General features: G+C 74.8%; 17 protein-coding genes. 9 read left to right on the top strand and 8 right to left on the bottom strand.

Annotated elements, in window-relative coordinates; all coding sequences use genetic code 11:
* Positions 1-114 precede the first annotated feature (114 nt).
* Genes G8E01_RS12045 through G8E01_RS12060 form a run of 4 tightly spaced genes read left to right on the top strand, consistent with a single transcriptional unit; the run spans position 115 to position 5,886 of the window.
* Positions 115-2,943, top strand: a complete 2,829-nt coding sequence (locus G8E01_RS12045; protein WP_166320187.1) for an HtaA domain-containing protein — start codon at positions 115-117, stop codon at positions 2,941-2,943.
* Entirely contained in the window at positions 2,940-4,043 is a 1,104-nt protein-coding gene (locus G8E01_RS12875; RefSeq protein WP_338100815.1) for a heme/hemin ABC transporter substrate-binding protein, read from the top strand. Before G8E01_RS12045 ends, G8E01_RS12875 begins: the two co-directional genes overlap by 4 nt.
* Entirely contained in the window at positions 4,040-5,110 is a 1,071-nt protein-coding gene (locus G8E01_RS12055; protein WP_166320189.1) for an iron chelate uptake ABC transporter family permease subunit, read from the top strand. Before G8E01_RS12875 ends, G8E01_RS12055 begins: the two co-directional genes overlap by 4 nt.
* Entirely contained in the window at positions 5,101-5,886 is a 786-nt protein-coding gene (locus G8E01_RS12060; RefSeq protein ID WP_205827576.1) for a heme ABC transporter ATP-binding protein, read from the top strand. The genes G8E01_RS12055 and G8E01_RS12060 overlap by 10 nt, the downstream gene beginning before the upstream one ends.
* A gap of 11 nt (positions 5,887-5,897) precedes the next feature.
* Here G8E01_RS12060 and G8E01_RS12065 read toward each other — a convergent pair whose 3' ends face one another.
* From G8E01_RS12065 to bcp, 4 genes are all read right to left on the bottom strand, one after another.
* The gene (locus tag G8E01_RS12065; protein WP_166320193.1) at positions 5,898-7,247 is read right to left on the bottom strand and encodes a hypothetical protein; all 1,350 of its coding nucleotides are present in this window, start codon (positions 7,245-7,247) and stop codon (positions 5,898-5,900) included.
* Between the two features lie 72 nt (positions 7,248-7,319).
* The gene (locus tag G8E01_RS12070; RefSeq protein ID WP_166320194.1) at positions 7,320-8,978 is read right to left on the bottom strand and encodes a hypothetical protein; all 1,659 of its coding nucleotides are present in this window, start codon (positions 8,976-8,978) and stop codon (positions 7,320-7,322) included.
* Entirely contained in the window at positions 8,975-9,874 is a 900-nt protein-coding gene (locus G8E01_RS12075) for an ABC transporter ATP-binding protein (RefSeq protein WP_166320195.1), read from the bottom strand. The genes G8E01_RS12070 and G8E01_RS12075 overlap by 4 nt, the downstream gene beginning before the upstream one ends.
* A 49-nt stretch (positions 9,875-9,923) precedes the next feature.
* Positions 9,924-10,397 carry a thioredoxin-dependent thiol peroxidase gene (gene bcp / locus G8E01_RS12080; protein WP_155048026.1) on the bottom strand — a complete coding sequence of 158 codons (474 nt, stop codon included), beginning with the start codon at positions 10,395-10,397 and terminating at the stop codon, positions 9,924-9,926.
* 35 nt (positions 10,398-10,432) lie between these two features.
* Here bcp and G8E01_RS12085 point away from each other — a divergent pair, with 35 nt between their 5' ends.
* Positions 10,433-11,224: an alpha/beta fold hydrolase gene (locus G8E01_RS12085; protein ID WP_166320196.1), complete on the top strand. Its 792-nt coding sequence runs from the start codon at positions 10,433-10,435 to the stop codon at positions 11,222-11,224.
* A 10-nt stretch (positions 11,225-11,234) separates the two neighbouring features.
* Here the strand turns inward: G8E01_RS12085 and rsgA are convergent, their stop codons facing one another.
* Both rsgA and aroA read right to left on the bottom strand, forming a co-directional pair.
* On the bottom strand, positions 11,235-12,278 hold the full coding sequence (gene rsgA, locus G8E01_RS12090; RefSeq protein ID WP_166320197.1) for a ribosome small subunit-dependent GTPase A: 1,044 nt from the start codon (positions 12,276-12,278) through the stop codon (positions 11,235-11,237).
* An 11-nt stretch (positions 12,279-12,289) separates the two neighbouring features.
* Positions 12,290-13,630 carry a 3-phosphoshikimate 1-carboxyvinyltransferase gene (gene aroA / locus G8E01_RS12095; RefSeq protein WP_166320198.1) on the bottom strand — a complete coding sequence of 447 codons (1,341 nt, stop codon included), beginning with the start codon at positions 13,628-13,630 and terminating at the stop codon, positions 12,290-12,292.
* A gap of 117 nt (positions 13,631-13,747) precedes the next feature.
* Here aroA and G8E01_RS12100 point away from each other — a divergent pair, with 117 nt between their 5' ends.
* From G8E01_RS12100 to G8E01_RS12115, 4 genes are read left to right on the top strand one after another with little or no spacing between them, the layout of a single operon-like run.
* Positions 13,748-14,353, top strand: coding sequence for a sigma-70 family RNA polymerase sigma factor (locus G8E01_RS12100; RefSeq protein WP_205827577.1), 606 nt, complete (start codon positions 13,748-13,750; stop codon positions 14,351-14,353).
* Positions 14,350-14,604, top strand: a complete 255-nt coding sequence (locus G8E01_RS12105) for an anti-sigma factor (protein WP_166320200.1) — start codon at positions 14,350-14,352, stop codon at positions 14,602-14,604. Before G8E01_RS12100 ends, G8E01_RS12105 begins: the two co-directional genes overlap by 4 nt.
* A 29-nt stretch (positions 14,605-14,633) precedes the next feature.
* Complete coding sequence (locus tag G8E01_RS12110) at positions 14,634-15,926, top strand: GNAT family N-acetyltransferase (RefSeq protein WP_166320201.1); 1,293 nt, start codon at positions 14,634-14,636, stop codon at positions 15,924-15,926.
* Positions 15,927-15,934: 8 nt separating this feature from the next.
* On the top strand, positions 15,935-16,495 hold the full coding sequence (locus G8E01_RS12115) for an MOSC domain-containing protein (RefSeq protein ID WP_166320203.1): 561 nt from the start codon (positions 15,935-15,937) through the stop codon (positions 16,493-16,495).
* Positions 16,496-16,499: 4 nt separating this feature from the next.
* On the opposite strand, the gene G8E01_RS12120 is transcribed toward G8E01_RS12115, so the two are convergent.
* Both G8E01_RS12120 and G8E01_RS12125 read right to left on the bottom strand, forming a co-directional pair.
* A complete protein-coding gene (locus G8E01_RS12120) occupies positions 16,500-17,558 on the bottom strand; it encodes a hemolysin family protein (protein WP_166320205.1) in 1,059 nt (352 codons plus the stop codon).
* Complete coding sequence (locus G8E01_RS12125; protein WP_205827603.1) at positions 17,555-18,889, bottom strand: hemolysin family protein; 1,335 nt, start codon at positions 18,887-18,889, stop codon at positions 17,555-17,557. Before G8E01_RS12125 ends, G8E01_RS12120 begins: the two co-directional genes overlap by 4 nt.
* Positions 18,890-19,179 lie beyond the last annotated feature (290 nt).

Below are 19,179 nucleotides of genomic sequence, written 5' to 3' on the forward strand. Positions count from 1 at the left end.
CCTGCTTCCGGCCGCCCGCTCGGGGGGAGCGGGCGGCCGGACCCCGATCTCTGCGGGGCGTCCCGTTTGCGGGACGCCCCTTTCCGCACGACCACCCTCGGGAAGTGAGGACACGTGTCCGAGCGCACGTCGACCCGCCGATCCACGATCGCCTCGGCGATCATCGCCCTGACCGCCGCCGTCGGCGCCCTATTCGCCGCCCCCGCGCACGCCGCCGAGCCTGCCCCGACGGCTCCCGTCGCGGTGGCCTCGGGGGAGCTCACGTGGGGCGTCAGCTCCCCGTGGCGCGCGTACATCACGGGCCCCATCGCGAACGGGCAGATCCTCGCCCAGGAGCCCGCGACGGTTGCCGCCGACGGCCAGGGCACCTGGACGGGCGCCGCGGGCGAGGTCGATCTCGCCGCGGGCACGGGATCCGTGACCTACGCGGGCGGTCTCACCTTCCAGGGCCACGCGGGCCTCGGCCCGGACGGCGGGTACGCGCTCGACCAGACGCTCGCCGCTGTGCGCGTCGAGCTCACCTCCCCGACGACGGCGGTCCTCTCCGCCGAGGTGACCCAGCCGGGCGCGGCCGGCTTCCCGACCTACGCGGGTGAGCGCGTCGAGATGGCCGACCTCGTCTTCGCGGACGGCGACCTGCTCGACGGCGCGGTCACGGCGACCGCGACGCTCACCGACGCGGGCGCCGACGTCTACGCCCGCACGAACGCCGATTTCCAACCGGGCGCGCGGCTCGATGACGTGTCCTTCGGCATCGACGCCGCGGCGCCCGTGCCCGAGCCCGCGACCCCCACGGCGCTCGCGCTGTCCGCGGCGCCCGCGACGGCCTGCGCCGGCGACGCCGTCACCCTCACGGCGCGCGTGGCTCCGGCCGTCGCCGGGACGATCCGCTTCTCGGCCGGATCCACCGTGGTCGGCGAGGCGCGGGTGGACGCGACCGGCGCCGCGACGCTGGGCACCACGACGCTCGCGACGGGCGAGCACGCGCCCACCGCGCGCTTCACCCCGGACGACGACGCCTTCGCGGCGTCTGCGGCGTCCGCCGCCGCGATCGTCGTCCTGGACTGCGCGGAGGAGCCCGCGGCCCGTACCGGCAGCCTCGAGTGGGGGGTGAAGGCGAGCTTCCGCGACTACGTCGTCGGCGCGATCGCGCACGGCGACATCGCCGCGACCCAGGGCGCCTCCCAGGCCTCGGGCAACGGCGCGTTCACGTTCCCGCAAGCATCGAGCGGCACGGCGTGGGACGGATCCACCGGATCGGCACAGTACGCCGGTCAGGTGCGCTTCCGGGGTCACGATGGGGTCCTCGACGTCACGCTCGCGAACCCCACGGTGCGCGTGACGAGCGCCTCGCGGGCCGACTTGGTCGTCGCCGTCGCAGGTGGCGATCGCGTGACGATCGCCGCGATCGACCTGGCTTCGGGCCGGGCGACGCGCACCGGGGACGACGGGATCCGGGTCACGAGCGCGCGCACGACCCTCACAGCCGCAGGCGCGGGACTGTTCTCGTACGACGGCAGCGCCTTCTACCCCGCGGGCCAGGAGCTCGACCGGATCAGCTTCACGGTGGGCGCGGACGGCACCGCCGAGGTGGCGGATCCCCCCGCGGCGTCCCCGGCGCCCGCTCCGACCGCCCCGGCCGCGGCGGCGCCCGAGCCGGCCGCCGCGACCTCCGGCCCCGCGGCGGGCGCGCTCGAATGGGGCGTCTCGAGCGCCTTCGTCGCGTACACGACGTGCGAGGGCGCGGACGCGTTCGGCTACGCGCACTGCGCGAACGGTACCGTCTCGACGAGCGGCGTCGGCGCGGGCTACGTGTTCCCGCAGGCCACCGGCGGCGACTGGGATCCGGAGACCGGCACGGGCACCGTCCAGTACTCGGGCGTCGTCCGCTTCTCCGGGTACGGCATGACGATGTTCGAGGTGGCGAACCCGTCGATCACCGTCGGCGCCGACGGGTCCGCGACGCTTTACACGGGCAACACGGCGGGCTTCGGCTCCGCGTCCTACCCCCTCGATCTCTCGGGCGCGACGCGCACGACGGGCGATGCGGGCGAGGTGACCTTCGCGGGCGCGCGTGTCGGCGGCTCGCTGACGGGTGGCCCGAGCGCCGACAACGCCGTCGGCTTCGACGACGTCACCTTCACGGTCGGTTCCGCGAGCACCGCGAGCTACGCCGCGACCGCGGCGGGCGCGACCGAAGACGAGGAGGAGGACAACGAGGCGCCCGAAGAGGACCCGGCCGTCCGGGCCCTCGACGCCTCGGCCTGTGTCGTGACCGACGCCACGCTCGACTGGGGCGTCAAGGAGAGCTTCCGTGCGTACATCAGCGGCACGATCGCGAACGGGTCCTGGGAGACCTCCGCGGGGGCGACCTACGACACCCCGACATTCTCCTTCACCGGCGGCACGGGATCCGTGGATCCCGACACCGGTGCCGGGACCGTCAGCTTCCCCGGCGAGATCCACTTCACGGGGCACGACGGGGTCCTCGACCTCACGCTCGCGAACCCCACCCTCGCGTTCGACGGACCCGGCACCGCGACGCTCCTCGTCGACGCGCGGAGCACGGGGATGGACGGCGAGACCGCCGTCGACGAGCGCCAGGCGGCGGTCGCCGACGTGAACCTCGGCGGCGCCGCGCCCGGCGACGACGTGACGGACGCCGCGGTCACCCTCACGGCCGCGGGCGCCGATGCTTTCGCCGGGTTCTACGCGGCCGGCGAAACGCTGGACCCCGTGTCCGCCACGTTCGAGGTCGCCGACTGCGCCCCGGCCGCCGCGGCGGGCGCGGAGGCCTCGGCCGCGGGCGCCGCCGGCGCGGCTCCCGAGGCCCCGCTGCCGTGGCTCCCGCTCGGCCTCGGCGGCGCCGCGCTGCTTGTCGCGGGGCTCGGCGCCGGGTTCCTCCTCGGCCGCCGGCGCCCCCGCGAGGGGGCCGCCTCGTGAGGCCCGGGCGCCTCGCCCGCGCGCTCGCCGGCGCCTGCGCCGTGGTCGCGCTCGCCGCGGCGTGCGCCGCGTCCCCCGCGGCGGAGCCCGCCGCCGCGCCGCGCACCGACCTCGCCGAGGTGTCGCCCGTGGTAGATCCGCGCGCGTACGAGGGGCCCTCGACCGCAACGCTCGCCGATGAGGCGATCGAGCCCGTGGGCCCCCGCCCGGAGCAGGATCTGCCCGCCACGGCGCCGTCGCGGGAGGCGGATGGGTCCTCCGAGCCGGTGGAGGTGCGCCGCGCGGACCGCGTCGTCGCAATGGACCTTTCCGGCTCCATCGCCGCGACGGTCTGGGCGCTCGGCCTCGGCGACACCCTCGTCGGCGTCGACCAGGCGGCCACCTTCCCCGGCACGGAGGGCCTGGAGACGGTCACCTCGGGCGGGCACAGCGTCAACGCCGAGTCGATCATCGCGCTTGCGCCCGACGTCGTGATCACCGACGGCACGGTCGGCCCGCGCGACGTCGTCGAGCAGCTGGCCGACGTCGGGATCCCCGTCGTCTTCGTCGACAACGAGGCGTCGTACGCGGGGGCGGGTCAGCTCGCGCGGGACGTCGCCGCGGCGCTCGGCGCCCCGGAGGCGGGGGAGGATCTCGCCGACCGGATCGCCGACGACGTCGCGGAGACGACCGACGTCGTCGCCCGCCTCGCCCCGGAGGCCGAGGGCGACCGCGTGCGGATGCTCTTCCTCTATCTCCGCGGTTCTGCGGGCGTGTACTACCTCTTCGGCGAGGAGTCGGGCGCCGATGAGCTCATCGACGCCCTCGGCGGCGTCGACGTGGCCGGCGAGCTCGGCTGGGAGGGCATGCGCCCCATGACCGACGAGGCGCTCGTCGCGGCGGATCCGGACCTCATCCTCACGATGACGGGCGGGATCGCGTCGGTGGGCGGGGTCGACGGGCTCCTCGAGGCCAAGCCCGCGATCGCGCTGACGGCCGCGGGCCAGCACCGCCGCATTGTCGACATGGACGACGGCGCCGTGCTCTCCTTCGGGCCGCGCTCCGCCGACGTCCTCGACGCCCTCGCCCGCGCCGTCTACGCGCCGGGGGACGCGCCGTGACCGCGACCGCCGCGCCCCCGCGGCGGGCCGGATCCGCCCCCGCCCGGAGGGCCGTCGTCGTGCTCGCGGCCGGCATCGTCCTCGTCGTCGCCGGCGCGCTCGTGTCCGCGTGCGTCGGGCAGCTGGCCGTGACGCCGTCGCAGGTGCTCGGCGCGCTCGCGCGGGGCCTCGGGATCGGCGGCGTCGGCGCGCCCGCCGAGGCGCTCGTCGACCAGACCCTGTGGCAGATCCGCTTCCCGCGCGTGGCGATGTCGCTCCTCGTCGGCGCGCTGCTCGCGGTCGCGGGCGGGGTCATGCAGGCGATTTTCGGTAACCCCCTCGCCGAGCCGGGCGTCGTCGGGGTCTCCTCCGGGGCGGCCCTCGGCGCCGCGGCGGCCATCACCTTTGGCGCGCTCGGCGGGCTCCAGATCGCGGGCGCCGCGTTCGCCGGTGGCCTGGCCGCGACCCTCGTGGTGTACGCGACCGCGCGCTCCGCCGGTCGCACCGAGATGGTCACGCTCCTCCTCACCGGGATCGCCGTGAACGCGTTCGCGGGGGCGGGGCTCGCGCTCATGATGTTCGTCGGCGACACGCAGAGCCGCGAGCAGATCACGTTTTGGCAGCTCGGATCCCTCGCCGGCGCGCGCTGGGGCGAGGTGCTCGTCGTCGCCGTGCTCGGCGGCGCCGCCGTCGCCGTCGCGCTGCGCCTCGGGCCGCAGTACGACCTGCTCGCGCTGGGCGACCGCACGGCGGCGCACGTCGGGGTGCGGGTGGAGCGCCTGCGCGTCGGGTCCGTCGTCCTCGTCGCGCTCATGACGGGCGTCGCGGTCGCCTTCGTCGGCATCATCGCGTTCGTCGGGCTCGTCGTTCCGCACGTCGTGCGGATGCTGCTGGGGCCCGCGCACCGCCTGCTGCTCGTCGCCTCGGCGATCGGCGGAGCCGCTCTCCTCGTGATCGCCGACCTCCTGGCGCGGACGCTGGTGCCGGCGTCCGACCTGCCGATCGGCATGCTCACCTCGCTCGTCGGCGGGCCGTTCTTCTACGCGCTCATCCGGCGCGGGCGCCGCCAGGCTGGGGGATGGGCGTGAGGGCGCGGACCGCGATCGCGGCCGCGGGCGTCGGCGTCTCCCGGGGCGGGGCGCGGATCCTCGACGGTGTCGACCTCGACGTGCGCTACGGCGAGGTGCTCGCGCTCGTCGGCCCCAACGGCGCGGGCAAATCGACGCTCCTCGGCATGCTCGCCGGCGACGTCGCGCCCTCGGGCGGATCCGTGACGATCGACGGCGCTCCGGTGTCCCGCCGCGGCCACGCCGACCTCGCGCGCCGCCGGGCCGTGCTCCTCCAGGCCAACCAGGTCGCGTTCTCCTTCACGGCGCGGCAGGTCATCGAGATGGGGCGCGCGCCCTGGCGCGGCACGGATCGCGAGGCGGCCGGCGACCGCGCGATCGACGCCGCCGTGGCCGCCACCGACACGGCCCATCTGGCGGACCGCGCCTTCTTCTCCCTCTCGGGCGGCGAGAAGGCGCGGGTCTCGCTCGCGCGCGTGATCGCGCAGGACACGGGCATCGTGCTCCTCGACGAGCCGACCGCCGCCCTCGACATCGCCCACCAGGAGCAGGTCCTCTCCCTTGCCCGCGGGCTCGCGGCGCGCGGCCGCGCCGTCGTCGCGGTGCTGCACGACCTGTCGCTCGCGGCCGCCTACGCCGACGAGATCGCGATGCTCGGCCGGGGGCGCCTCGTCGCGCGCGGCGCGCCGCGAGCCGTGCTCACGGCCGAGCGGATCGAGGCGGTCTACGGCGCCGCCGTGCGGATCCTGCCGGACCCGGCCACGGGCGCCCCCGTCGTGCTGCCCCGCCGCGGCTGAGGCCGGGCGCGCTACCGCGCCGCGGGGGCCGCCTCGAGCGGGGCGTCCTCGGCAGCGGCGGGCGCCGGGTCCTCCGCCGGATCCTCCGCGTCCGCCGAGCGCCGGACGAGCTCGACGACGAGGGCCACGGCCGCGAGCGCCGCGATCGCGGCGACCACGACGCCGGTCGTGAGCGGGCGCGTGAAGAACACCAGCGCGCCCGCGCCGAGCGCCGCGGCGAGGAGGATCGGCGCGTGATAGCGGTCCACGACGGCGCCGAAGCGCCCGGTCGACAGGCCGTGCCGGTCGCGCGCGGCGCGCACGGATCCGGCGACGGCGTCGACGGATCCCCGCACCCGCGCGCCGGATCCGGCCGGGGCGGAGAACCATGTCACGAGGGCGATGAGGGCGCCGGCGAGCGCGAGCGCCCACACCGTGCCCGTGATCGTCGCCGTCAGCTGATCGAAGATGTCGTGCGTCGCGCCCGCGGGGAGCGTCGCGGGGCTGAGCGCCGCCGTGACCAGGTGTCGCCCGACGGCGAGGCCCGCGCCGAGCAGCGCGAAGACGACCGCGAGCGCGAAACCCGCCCGCCCCGTGGTCCGGCGGCGGTCGCGCGCTACGAGGACGCCCGCCACGAGGAGGCCGAGCGCGACCCACGGGAGCCACAGGCCGGCGGCGACCGCGAGGAGGTACACCGCGCGTACGAGGAGAAGCTCGTCCGCCTGGACGAGCGGGATCTCCTGGTCGATCGAGGGGATCTGGTCGGCGAGCGCGAAACCGCTCTCCGACAGCGCCTCGGTGGCGCGATCGATCACGACGCCGAGCTGCAACGACACGACGCCCGAGTCGTCGATCGCGAGGGCGCCCGTCTCGTCGCCCGTGATTGCCGCGACGGCCTCCGTGTGCGTGAGGCGCAGCGTGCCCGCCCACGCGTCGGAGAACGCGTCCGAGGCCACGGCCCCGTGCACGGCGTCGTCCACGAGCGAGGAGATGCCGCGGGCGGCGAAGCCCTCCACGAGCACGAGCGCGGTGTCGGCCCGCGGTGGCAGGTCGAGCGAGCGCAGCCCGTCCGCCGCGTCCGAGACGATCCCCTCGATGTCGACCTGCGCGTCGATCGCCGCGCTGATCTCGTCGGCGATCGCGTCCTGGACCGCGGGGCTGTCCGCCAGCGGCGCGAGCGTCGCGACAAACCGTCCCGTGTCGACCAGCTGCGCCCGCGTCCACGAGGCGACGACCGCGAGCGGCGCGGTTAGGACGGCCGCGGTGATGAGGATGGTTGCGAGGATGGAGCGCCCGCGCCCCGCCCGTCGCGGCGATTTCAGCGCCGTGTTCTCGGATTCGAGCGCGGCGATGCGCGCGCGGAGGTCGTCGATCTCGCTCACGGGGTCCCCTTCTGCCGGCGCGCGCCATCCGCGCCCCGCCCGCTCATCATGGCAGTATCTCGCCGCCGGAACCTAGCCCGACCTCAGGTCCCGCGCCCGGAGCCCCACGATCCCCGCGGCGGCGAGGGCGGCGGCCACGCCGAGGAGCGTCGCGGGGCCGGCGGCGTCGTACGCGTTCGCGAAGGGCTCGGGCACGCCGTGGAACGGCGAGAGCGCGGCGACGGCCTCGGGCACGTCGAACACGGGGCCGAAGAACTCGAGCACGAAGGCCGCCGCGAGGCCCGCCCACGCGAGCCCGGCGCCCCGCGGCCACACGCCGACGAGCGCCGCCGCGAGGGCCGGGAACACGAGCGCGGCGGAACCGTAGGACAGCGCGACCCGGGCGTAGGCGGCGAGGGGCGGATCCACCACTCCCGCCTGGAGCGCCCCGGCCCAGAGCGCGGCGAGCGAGGCGGCGAGAACGGCGAGCGCGCCGGCGCCGGCCACGAGCATCTCGCCCGCGAACCAGCGCGCCCGCCCCACGGGGTGGGACAGCAGCAGCTCAAGGCGCCCGGACTCCTCCTCCCGGCGCGCCCGGAGCGCGACGGCGATGCCGAGCGCCGCGGACGCCCCCGCGGCGTACAGGGCGAGGATCCCGAGGAAGCCGTCGCGGAACGCGTTCGGGTCCGTCCCGAACAGCCGCCCGAGGACCGCGTTGGTGGCCACGAGGTCCGCCACCATCTCCTCGAGCGAGCCCATCATCGTCCCGGACGCGTACAGGACGAGCGCGGATCCGATCACCGTCCCCGCGATCGCGCCCCGGTGCTGGCGGAGCGCGAGGGCGGCCGTGCCGCGCAGGCCCCACCCGGCGCGCGCCCGCCCCGGCCGCTCGGGGAGGAGCCCCGCGCCAAGGTCCCGCCGGCCGGCGAGCGCCGCGGCGAGGGCGACGAGACCGGCCGCGGCCAGCGGCGCGAGCGCGATCGGCCACCACCGCAGGTCGACGAAGGCGCGGATCTGTTGCGCCCACGCGATCGGAGAGAGCCAGGACAGGGCGGATCCGCCCTCCGCCTGCAGATCGCCCGCGGCCCGCACGACGACGGCCGCCGCGAGCGCCGCGAGGGACAGGCCGAGCGCTCCCCGCGCGGAGGAGGCGACCTGCGCGCACACGAGCGCGATCGCGCCGAAGACGAACGCGCTCGCGGAGCACGCGAGCATCATCGCGATCGCGGAGGCGGCGTCGGTCGCCCCCGTCGCGAGGAACACGCCCGCGCCGACTCCCGCGATCGCCGCCAGGAGCGCCGCGAGGGTGCCGAGCGCCGCGGCGGCGGGGGCGAGGCGCCCGACCGGCTGCGCCCGAACGAGCTCGGCCCGTCCGTCGTCCTCGGCGGCGCGCGTGTGGCGCACGACGTGGGAGGAGGCGAGGACGGCGAGCGCGGCCGCGATCCACAGGGTGCCCTCGTTCGCGAGCGCGACGTCGGGCGAGTAGTCGTTGAGCCCGTACCCCGGACCGCCCATGACGATGCCCGTCGGGGTGCGCATGATCTCGGCGCGCGCGGCCAGCGCGGCGTCGTCGAAGACGGTGCGCAGCGCGACGGAAAAATACGCCGTGAACGCGGCGATCGACGCCGCCCAGACGAGCATCCGGCGCCGGTCGGCGCGGACGATGTGGCGCGCGAGCGCCGCGGCCCCCGTGAGCGGGCTGGCCCGCCGGATCCGCGCGGTGCGCGCCAGGCGGTTCGCGACGAGGCTCACGCGTGGCCGCCGTAGTGCCGGAGGAAGAGGTCCTCGAGCGAGGCCGGCTGCACCGTGAGCTCGGACGCGCCGCGCGACGTGAGGGCCGCGAGCACGCCGGGAAGCGCCGCGTCGTCCACCGCGCACGTCACGCGGGTGCCGCCCGGGACGGCCTCGGCGTGCCCCTCGTGCATGTCCGCGTGCGCGAGGAGGCCGCCCGGGTCCGTCTGCACCGTCGCGGCGACGCGCGAGCGCGTGAGGTGTCGCAGCTCGGAGAGCGTGCCCTCCTCGACCACGCGCCCGCGGCGGATGATGCTGACGGTGTCGCAGACCTTCTCGACCTCGCTCAGGATGTGGCTGCTGAGCAGGATGGCGCGGCCGCGGCCCGCCAGGGCCCCGACCTCCCGCGTGAACACGGCCTCCATGAGGGGGTCGAGGCCGCTCGTGGGCTCGTCGAGGACGAATAGCTCGGCGTCGCTCGCGAGGGCCGAGACGAGCGCGACCTTCTGGCGGTTGCCCTTCGAATACGCGCGGCAGCGCACGCGGGGGTCCAGGCCGAACGCCTCCGTCAACTCGGCGATCCGGGCCGCGTCGACCCCGCCGCGCAGCCGGGAGAGGTAGTCGATCGCCTCGCCGCCCGTGAGGTTCGGCCAGAGCGCGACGTCGCCCGGCACGTACGCGATCCGCCGGTGGAGCGGGACGGCGTCGCGCCACGGGTCGGACCCGAACACGCGCGCGGATCCGCCCGAGGGGCGCAGGAGGCCGAGGAGGATCCGGATCGTCGTGGACTTGCCGGATCCGTTCGGGCCCAGGAAGCCGCGGGTCTCGCCCGGCTCCACGCGGAGGTCCAGCCCGTCGAGCGCCGCCTGGCGCCCGAAGCGCTTGACGAGCCCGCGGACGTCGATCGCGCTCACCATGGTCGCGATCGAACCACCGCGCGGGCGCCGGCACAAGCGCCCGCCCGGATCAGGCGATGCCGAGGTCCCGGCGGATCCGCCCGACGTGGCCCGTGGCCTTGACGTTGTAGGCCGCGAGGGCGACGCGGCCCTCCTCGTCGATCGCGAAGGTCGAGCGGATGACGCCCTCGATCTTCTTGCCGTAGTTCATCTTCTCGCCCCAGGCGCCGTAGGCGCGGTGCACCGCGGCGTCCGGGTCGCTGAGGAGGGGGTACGTCAGGCCGTCGCGATCGGCGAAGCGGCGCAGCTTCTCCGGCTCGTCGCGCGAGATGCCCACGATGTCGTACCCGGCCGCACGAAGGGGCTCCAGCGCGTCGCGGAAGTCGCACGCCTCGGTCGTGCACCCGGGCGTCATGGCGGCGGGGTAGAAGAAGGCCACGACGCGGCGGCCTCGGAAGCTCGCGAGGGAGACGGGCCGGCCGTCCTGGTCGGGGAGCGTGAAATCGGGCGCGGGGTCGCCGGCGGCCAGGCGGATGTCGGTCATCCCTCCAGGGTATCCGCGGCGGCATGATGGAACGCATGGCGATCCCCCTCGTGACCGAGATGCCCGACCCGCAGTTCGTGATGTCGCGGGAGGGATTCCGCATCGCGACCTACGCGTGGGGCGACGAACAGGCGCCCACCGTGCTCGCCGTGCACGGGTTCGCCTCCAGCTGCCGCGACAACTGGGTCCAGACGGGGTGGGTGCGCGAGCTGCTCCGCCAGGGGCTGCGGGTGGTCGGCATCGACCAGCGCGGCCACGGCCAGAGCGAGAAGCCCCACGAGCCGACGGACTGCACGATGGACGCGCTGGTCGCGGACATCGAGGCCGTCATCGACACGCACATGATCGACCCCGTGCGCTACCTCGGGTATTCGCTGGGCGCGCGCGTCGGCTGGCACGCGGCCGCCGCGCTCCCCGAGCGCATCGAGCGCGCCGTCCTCGGCGGGATCCCGGACGGGCGTCCCCTCGGCCGCCTCGACCTGACGCAGGCGCGGGAGTTCGCCGCGAGCGGCGCGGAGGTGACGGATCCGGTCACGCGCAACTACGTCGCGCTCGCCGAGCGGGTCGCGGGCAACGACCTGAACGCGCTCGTCGCGCTCGCGGGCGGCATGCGCTTCGGGGACGCGGATCCGGATCTCGGGGATCCGCCGACGCAGCCCGTCCTGTTCGCGACGGGATCCGAGGACCGCGTGCTGGAGGACTCGCGGCGCCTCGCGGCCGCCGTCCCGACGGGGACGTTCGTCGAGATCCCCGGGCGGCACCACTTCAACACGCCGGGCGCGCGCGAGTTCCGCCGCGCGGGCGCGGAGTTCCTCGCGGCGCCGTAGGGCGCGCGAGTCAGTAGTCCTCGCGCGCCGCGAAGGTCTCCAGGAGGCGCTGCAGCGAGTCGACGCGCGACGAGCCGATCCGCCCTGCGTCGGCGGCGGCCTGGATCGCGCACTCCGGCGCGCCCGGCAGGTGGGTGCAGCCGCGCGGGCAGTCCTCCGCGGCCTCCGCGAGGTCGGGGTAGGCGCCGAGGACGTTCGCGGGGTCGACGTGACCGAGCCCGAACGAGCGCACGCCCGGGGTGTCGATCACCCAGCCGGATCCGGCCGCGCCGCGGTAGCGCAGCGACACGGTGGACGACGAGGTGTGCCGGCCGCGGCCCGTAACGGTGTTGACGTGGCCCGTCGCGCGCCCCGCGTCGGGCACGAGCGCGTTGACGAGCGTGGACTTGCCGACGCCCGAGTGCCCCACGAACACGGTCGAGTGCCCCGCCAGCGCGCGGCCGATCTCCGCCGTGGGAGCCGCGCCGTGGGCCGAGCGGAACACGCGCAGGTCGTCCAGCCCGTCGAAGTGCGCGAGGAACTCGCCCGGATCCGCGAGGTCGGTCTTCGTCACGACCATGAGAGGGCGGATCCCCGCGTCCAGCGCGGCGACGAGGTAGCGGTCGACGAGCCGGGGGCGCGGCGGCGGGTCCGCGGCGGCGACGACGACGAGCATCTGGTCGGCGTTCGCGACGATCACCCGCTCGACCTGGTCGGTGTCGTCGGCGGAGCGCCGGAGGAGGCTCGTGCGCTCCTCGATCCCGACGATCCGGCCGAGCGTGCCGTCGTCGCCCGAGGTGTCGCCGACCACGCGCGCGCGGTCGCCCGTGACGATCGCCGTCTTGCGCAGCTCACGGGCGCGCGCGGCGGTCGTCTCGCGCTCCTCGGGTCCGTCCTCGTCGATGAGCACGCGGTAGCGCCCGCGATCGACGCCGAGGACGCGGCCGATCACGGCGTCCTCGTGCGCGGGGCGCCGCTTCGTGCGGGGGCGGTTGGCCTTGGGGTTCGGGCGCACGCGCACGTCGGCCTCGTCGAAGACGTCGTCCTCGTCGTCGTCGGCCTCCCACCAGCTCACGCGCGCCCCCGTCAGTCGGCCGCGAGCATGTGTTGCCAGAGGCCCGCGAACTGCGGCATGGTCTTGGCCGTCGTGCCGATGTCGTCGATGACGACGCCGGGGACGGCGAGCCCCACGAGCGCGCCGGTCGTCGCCATGCGGTGATCGTGGAACGCGCGCCAGGTGCCGCCCGTGAGCGGGGCGGGGTGCACCCGGATCCCGTCCGGCAGCTCCTCCGCGTGCCCGCCGAGCGCGGCGAGGTTGGCGGCGAGCGCCGCGATCCGGTCGGTCTCGTGGCGCCGGATGTGGCCGATGCCCGTGAACGTCGAGGGCCCGTCGGCGAAGGCGGCTAGTCCCACGAGCGTCGGCGTCAGCTCGCTGACGGCCGACAGGTCGAGGTCGACGCCATGAATCGTCTTGCCGCCCGTGACCGTGACGGCGCCGCCGCGGCGCGTCACGCGCGCGCCGAGGAGCGAGAGGATCTCGGTGAGCTGGCTGCCGGGCTGCGTCGAGTGCGCGGGCCAGGCCGGGATCGTCACGGATCCGCCCGCCACCATCGCGGCCGCGAGGAACGGCGCGGCGTTCGACAGGTCGGGCTCGATGTGGATGGTCTTGCCGCGCGGGGGGCTCGCCGGCACGATCCACTCGTGGGCCGACGGGCGCTCGACGTGCACGCCGCGGTGGGCGAGCGTCTCGAGCGTCATCTCGATGTGCGGCAGGCTCGGCAGGGTGCGGCCCGTGTGCTTGAGGTGGAGGCCGACGTCGAAGCGCGGGGCCGCGAGCAGCAGGCCGGAGACGAACTGGCTCGACTCGGACGCGTCGATCTCGAGCTCGCCGCCGCGGATGTGCCCGTGGCCGTGCACCGTGAACGGGAGGCTCCAGGATCCGCCGTCGTCGATGTCGATGCCCAGGTCGCGCAGCGCCTTGATCATGGCGCCCATGGGGCGGTGGAGCGCGGTGGCGTCGGCGGTCATCCGCACGTCGCCCTCGGCGAGGCCGAGGAGCGGCGCGACGAAGCGCATGACCGTGCCGGCCTGGCCGCTGTCGACCTCGCACCCGCCGGTCAGTGCGCGCGGCGGCGTGACCTCGACGTCCTCGCCGAAGGGGCTGGATCCCGGAACCCGTTCGATCGTCACGCCGAGCGCGCGCAGCGCGTCGCCCATGCGGTACGAATCGGCCGAGTGCAGCGGCGCCTCGATGCGGCTCGGGCCGTCGGCGAGGGCCGCGAGGATCAGCTCGCGGTTCGTCAGCGACTTGGACCCGGGCACCGTGACGGTCGCGGCCAGGGGGCCGGGCGCCGTGGGCGCGTCGAATTGCCCGCGCGGCGCGTCGGCCGGGGCGGTGGACGTGGGGGAATACCCTCGCGTGGTCATCGCGTTCCACCCTAGTGAGGAAACGAGACGAGGTGACGGATGACCGCTTCGGCGTGTATCACGGCTGAACGGCCGCGAACAGGGGATATCGCGGATCCCGGCGTACGCTGGGACGCCATGGACGCCCCCGAGACGACCCCGGCCCCCGCGGACGCGCGTGCGCAGTTCGCGGACCAGGCGCTGCCCTTCATGGACCAGCTCTACGGCGCGGCGATGCGGATGACCCGCAACCCGCAGGACGCGGCCGACCTCGTGCAGGACACGTTCGTCAAGGCCTACGCCTCGTGGTCGCGCTTCGAACAGGGCACGAACCTCAAGGCGTGGCTCTACCGGATCCTCACGAACACCTATATCAACGGCTACCGCAAGAAGCAGCGGGAGCCCTATCAGGGCGCGATCGACGACCTGGAGGATTGGCAGCTCGGCGGGGCGGAGTCCACCACCGCGACGAGCCGGCGATCCGCCGAGGCCGAGGCCATCGATCACATGCCCGCGTCCGTCGTCAAGGACGCGCTGCAGGAGATTCCCGATGATTTCCGGATGGCGGTGTACCTCGCCGACGTCGAGGGCTTCGCCTACCAGGAGATCGCCGACATCATGAAAACCCCCATCGGCACGGTCATGAGCCGGCTGCACCGCGGCCGTCGGCTCCTGCGCGACAAGCTGAGGGACTACGCGGCCGAGCGAGGGATCACGGCCGCCCAGACAGGAGCGAAGAAGTGAGCGACTGCGGCTGCGAGAAGGCCCGCGCGGACCTCGAAGCGTTCGTGCGCGGAGAGCTGGAGTGTTGCCGCACCCAGCACAGCGAGATCCGGGAGCACATCGAGAACTGCCCCGGCTGCCAGGACGAGGCGACCGTTCAGCGCACCCTGACGGTCGCGGTGCAGCGCGCGTGCATCGACGAGGCGGCACCGGAGGAGCTGAAGGCGCAGGTCATCGCGTCGCTCCTCGACGTGCAGTCGCGCCCTCACTGACGCGACGCGCGGGTGCGTATGGTGGTCGGGTGACCGCTCTCGACGCCCGCACCGTGCCCGCCGACCCGACCTCCCGCGACGCGCTCGCCGCGCGCGGCCTCGACTACCGGGTCGTGGAGGCCGACGACCTCGCCGACCACCTGCGCGCCGAGCACCGCGGGTTCCTCGGCGACGAGCCGACCGAGGCCGAGGTCGCCGATGACCTGCGCACCCACGCCGAGCGGCGCGTGATCGGCGTGTACGACGCGGCGAGCCCGCAGCCCTACCCCGTCGCGACCGAGTGCGCCTGGGTGACCCCGCTCAGCGTGCCGGGCGGCGAGATCGACATGTGGGCCATCAGCGGCGTGACCGTGGCCGCGACGCATCGGCGCCGCGGCATCGCGCGCGGCATGCTCGAGGGCGACCTCCGCGCCGCGAAGGACGCGGGGCTCGCGATCGCGGGGCTCACGGCGACCGAGGCGACCATCTACGGCCGCTACGGCTTCGCGCCCGCCGCGCCGGTCGCGCACGTGAGCGTGGACGCCCGCCGCGCGGGGTGGGGGACAACGGATCCGGCCGCCAGCCTCGAGTTCGTCGAGCGCGCCGAGCTCGCCCGCGACCTCAGCGAGCTGCATGAGCGCACGCGCACCGCGCGCGCCGGGGACGTCGGCGCCTGGCCGCGCCGCTGGGAGCAGAAGGCGGGGCTCACGCCCGACGTCGACAAGCCCCGCCAGGTGCGCGGCGTGCGGGCGCTCGACGCGACGGGCGCGCTCGTCGGCGCCCTCGCCTTCCGCGTCGTCGAGACGGCGGAGTACCACAACCACACGCTCAGGATCGAGCACCTCGTGGCGGCGACCCCCGACGCCCACGCCGCGCTCTGGCGCTTCGCGCTGAGCTATGACCTCGTGGGCACCGTCGAGGCCCCGCTCCAGCCCGTCGACGACGCGCTCGGCTGGCTCGTGCGCGATCGCCGCGCCATCACGCGCCGCGTGCACGACCACGGCTGGCTCCGGATCCTCGACGTGCCCCGCGCGCTCGCCGCGCGCGAGCTGGTCGGCGCCTTCGGCGTGCGCCTGGCGGTGACGGATCCGCTGGGCCTCGCGGACGGCGCGTGGACCGTCGCGCGGCTCGGCGCGGAGGGGGCGCGGATCGAGCCCCTGGCCGAGGGGCAGACGGCGGAGGTCACGCTGGACGTCGGCGCGCTGTCGGCCGCGTACCTCGGCGGCGTCCGCCTCGAGACGCTGCAGGCCGCGGGGCACGTGACGGGCGACCCGGCGAAGATCCGCGCGCTCTCCGACGCGCTGTCCGCCAGGCGCGCACCGCACCTGTCGATCTGGTATTGACTCTCCTCATGGGTACCCTCTTGGCCGTCTGCGCCGTGCACCAGCTGCTCCCGGACTCCGGCACCGTCGGCACGACGGCGATCGACAAGCGCCCCGTCGACGGCCCGGTCCGGGTCGGGCCGCTCGGCATCTACGGCGACATCCAGGCCGACCGGGTGCACCACGGCAGCGAGGAGCAGGCCGTCTACGCCTACGCGCAGGAGGACGCCGAGTGGTGGGCGGAGGCGCTCGGCCGCGAGATCCCGTTCGGCACCCTGTTCGGCGAGAACCTCCGCACGCAGGGGATGGACGTCTCGCGCGCCCTGGTCGGCGAAAGGTGGCGCATCGGATCCGTGCTCCTCGAGGCGACCCGGCCCCGTAACCCCTGCATGACGTTCGCGCGCCGCATGGGCCTGGAGAAGGACGGCTGGGTGAAGCGCTTCGCCTCCGAGCGGCGCCTCGGCACGTATTTCCGCGTGCTCGAGAAGGGGCGCCTCGCGGCCGGCGACGCGATCGAGCGCGTCTACGTTCCGACGGGGGCGCCCACGGCCCGCGACCTGCTGGGCGGGCCGGGGCGCTCCTCGGACTGAGGCGTCAGCGCCGGCGCGAGCGCTCCGTCGCGTCGTGCACCTCGCCGATCAGCTCCTCGATCACGTCCTCGAGGAACAACACCGACACGGTGCGCCCCTCCGAGTCGCGCACGCGCGCGAGGTGCCGGCCCTGCTGGCGCATGAGCGCGAGCGCGTCCTCGAGGTCGGTCGAGGTGTGCACGGGCACGAGGTGGTGGATCCGCTTGGGCGGCACGGGCTCTGTGACCTTCGCGTCGGCTTCGGGACTCGCGGCGCGCAGGACGTCCTTGAGGTGCACGTACCCGACGGGCTCGCCGCCCGCATCCGCGATCACGTAGCGCGAGTACCCGTGGGTCTGCACGGCCTTCTCGATGTCGGCGGGCGTCGTGCCCTCCGGCAGCGTCACGATGCGCGAGAGCGGGACCGCGACGTCGCCCGCGGTCTTGTCCGTGAACTCGACCGCGGCGGCGATCGTGCCGGACGCGTCGTCCAGGACGCCCTCGCGGTGCGACTGGCTCACGATCGTCGCCACCTCGTCGAGCGTGAAGGTGGAGGCGGCCTCGTTCTTCGGCTCGACGCCCACGGCGCGCAGCGCCGCGTTGGCGATGCCGTTGAGCGCCCAGATCACGGGGCGGAACACCCGCGAGACCCACACGAGCGGCGGCGCGAGGATCAGCACGGCGCGGTCCGGGACCGAGAAGGCGAGGTTCTTCGCGACCATCTCGCCGAACACGACGTGGAGGTACGACACGAGCACGAGCGCGATGATGAAGGCGATCGTGCCGATCGCGGCCTCGGGGAGCCCCGTGAGGCCGAGGGGGCCCTCCAGCAGGTGGTGCAGCGCGGGCTCGGAGACGTTGAGGATCAGCAGCGAACAGATCGTGATGCCGAGCTGGCTCGTCGCGAGCATCGCCGTCGCGTGCTCCATCGCGTACAGCGCGGTCTTCGCGGCGCGCGACCCCTTCTCGGCGCGCGGCTCGATCTGGGAGCGCCGCGCGGAGATGACCGCGAACTCGGCGCCGACGAAGAACGCGTTGCCGATCAGCAGCACGACGAGCCAGGCGATTCCTGCCCAGTCACTCATGTCAGGCTCCCCTCGCCGCGGGCGGGCTCTTCCGTCGCGAGCGGCGACGGGTCGGGCGTGAAGCGCACGCGATCGACGCGCCGGCCGTCCATGCGCTGCACGACGAGGGATCCGTCCTCCACCCTGACGGTGTCGCCGACGGCGGGGATCCGCTCGAGCGTGCTCATGATGAACCCGCCGATCGTGTCGTAGTCGTCCGACTCGGGCACCTCGACGCCCGCGCGCTCGCGCGCCTCGTCGGGACGAAGCTGCGCCGGGAGCGTGATGCCGTCGCGGTGGCGCACGACGCCGGCGCGGCGCCGGTCGTGCTCGTCGGCCACCTCGCCGACGATCTCCTCCACGAGGTCCTCGAGGGTCACGACGCCGGCCGTGCCGCCGTATTCGTCGACGACGATGGCCATCTGGTACCCGCTGCCGCGCAGGTCCGCGAGGAGCTGGTCGAGGTGGACCGTCTCGGGCACGCGCAGCGGCTCCGTGCGCAGCGCGCCGACGGGCACGTCCAGGCGACGCTCGCGCGGCACGCTCACGGCCGCCTTGACGTGCACGACGCCGACGATGTCGTCGAGGTCGTCGTCGAAGACGGGGAAGCGCGAGTGGCCCGTCTCGCGCGCGAGGCGCACGACGTCGTCGGCGACCTCGCCCACGGCGACCGCGTGCATGCGGGGGCGCGGGGTCATGACGTCGGCGGCGGACAGGCGCGAGAACGTCAGTGTGCGATCGAGCAGCGTCGCGGTGTCCTTCTCGAGCACGCCGGCCGTGGCGGAGCGCCGCACGAGGCTGGAGAGCTCCTCGGCCGTGCGCGCGCCCGAGAGCTCCTCCTGGGGCTCGATGCCGATCGCGCGCAGGATGCCGTTCGCGCTGCCGTTCAGCGCCGATACCGCCGGGCGGAACACGGTCGTGAACGCGATCTGCAGCGGCGCGACCACCTTCGCGGTCGCGAGCGGGAGCGCGAGCGCGAAGTTCTTCGGGATGAGCTCGCCGAGGATCATCGACAGGATCGTCGCGACGGCCATTCCCACGACGGTCGCGATGGCCGACACGGCCGCCTCCGGGAGCCACTCCGCGAGCAACGGCTCGAGCAGCCGCGACATCGCGGGCTCCATCGTGTACCCCGTGAGGAGGGTCGTGAGGGTGATGCCGAGCTGCGCCGACGAGAGGTGCGTCGAGGTGTGACGCAGCGCCTGGATCGTGAGGGCCAGGCGGGTCTCTCCCCGGGCCTGGCGCGCCTCGAGATCCGCGCGATCGAGATTGACGAGAGAGAATTCGCTGGCGACGAAGACGCCGGTGCCGACGATGAGGACGAGGCCCACGCCCAGCATGATCCAATCCATCACGGCCGCAGGTCACCGCCCGATCGATCGGGGGAGGGGGCGTCGTGGCGCGGATCTCGGGGCGCGGGTCGGCTACTGGGAGGGTCGTCCATGATGTCGTCATCTTAGTCCACCGCCCGGGTGCCTCCGCCCGGGAATCGGGCGGTCCCGGCGGATCCGGAACACCGGGATCCGGGAGGGATCCGAGGGGTATGGACCAGGGTGCGTGGGATAGGCTGGCGGGAGGGACGCACGCGTTAATCGCGGCGTGCGACGACCATCATTCTTCGATGAAAGTGGGCGATCTGACC

The sequence above is a fragment of the Microbacterium excoecariae genome (assembly GCF_011326725.1).
Classification (GTDB): Bacteria; Actinomycetota; Actinomycetes; order Actinomycetales; family Microbacteriaceae; genus Microbacterium; species Microbacterium excoecariae.

Coding starts and splice junctions, on each gene's coding strand:
- G8E01_RS12060 (WP_205827576.1), top strand. CDS start 5,101: ATGGGCGTGAGGGCGCGGACCGCGATCGCGGCCGCGGGCGTCGGCGTC.
- G8E01_RS12075 (WP_166320195.1), bottom strand. CDS start 9,874: ATGGTGAGCGCGATCGACGTCCGCGGGCTCGTCAAGCGCTTCGGGCGC.
- bcp (WP_155048026.1), bottom strand. CDS start 10,397: ATGACCGACATCCGCCTGGCCGCCGGCGACCCCGCGCCCGATTTCACG.
- G8E01_RS12085 (WP_166320196.1), top strand. CDS start 10,433: ATGGCGATCCCCCTCGTGACCGAGATGCCCGACCCGCAGTTCGTGATG.
- aroA (WP_166320198.1), bottom strand. CDS start 13,630: ATGACCACGCGAGGGTATTCCCCCACGTCCACCGCCCCGGCCGACGCG.
- G8E01_RS12100 (WP_205827577.1), top strand. CDS start 13,748: ATGGACGCCCCCGAGACGACCCCGGCCCCCGCGGACGCGCGTGCGCAG.
- G8E01_RS12115 (WP_166320203.1), top strand. CDS start 15,935: ATGGGTACCCTCTTGGCCGTCTGCGCCGTGCACCAGCTGCTCCCGGAC.
- G8E01_RS12120 (WP_166320205.1), bottom strand. CDS start 17,558: ATGAGTGACTGGGCAGGAATCGCCTGGCTCGTCGTGCTGCTGATCGGC.
- G8E01_RS12125 (WP_205827603.1), bottom strand. CDS start 18,889: ATGGATTGGATCATGCTGGGCGTGGGCCTCGTCCTCATCGTCGGCACC.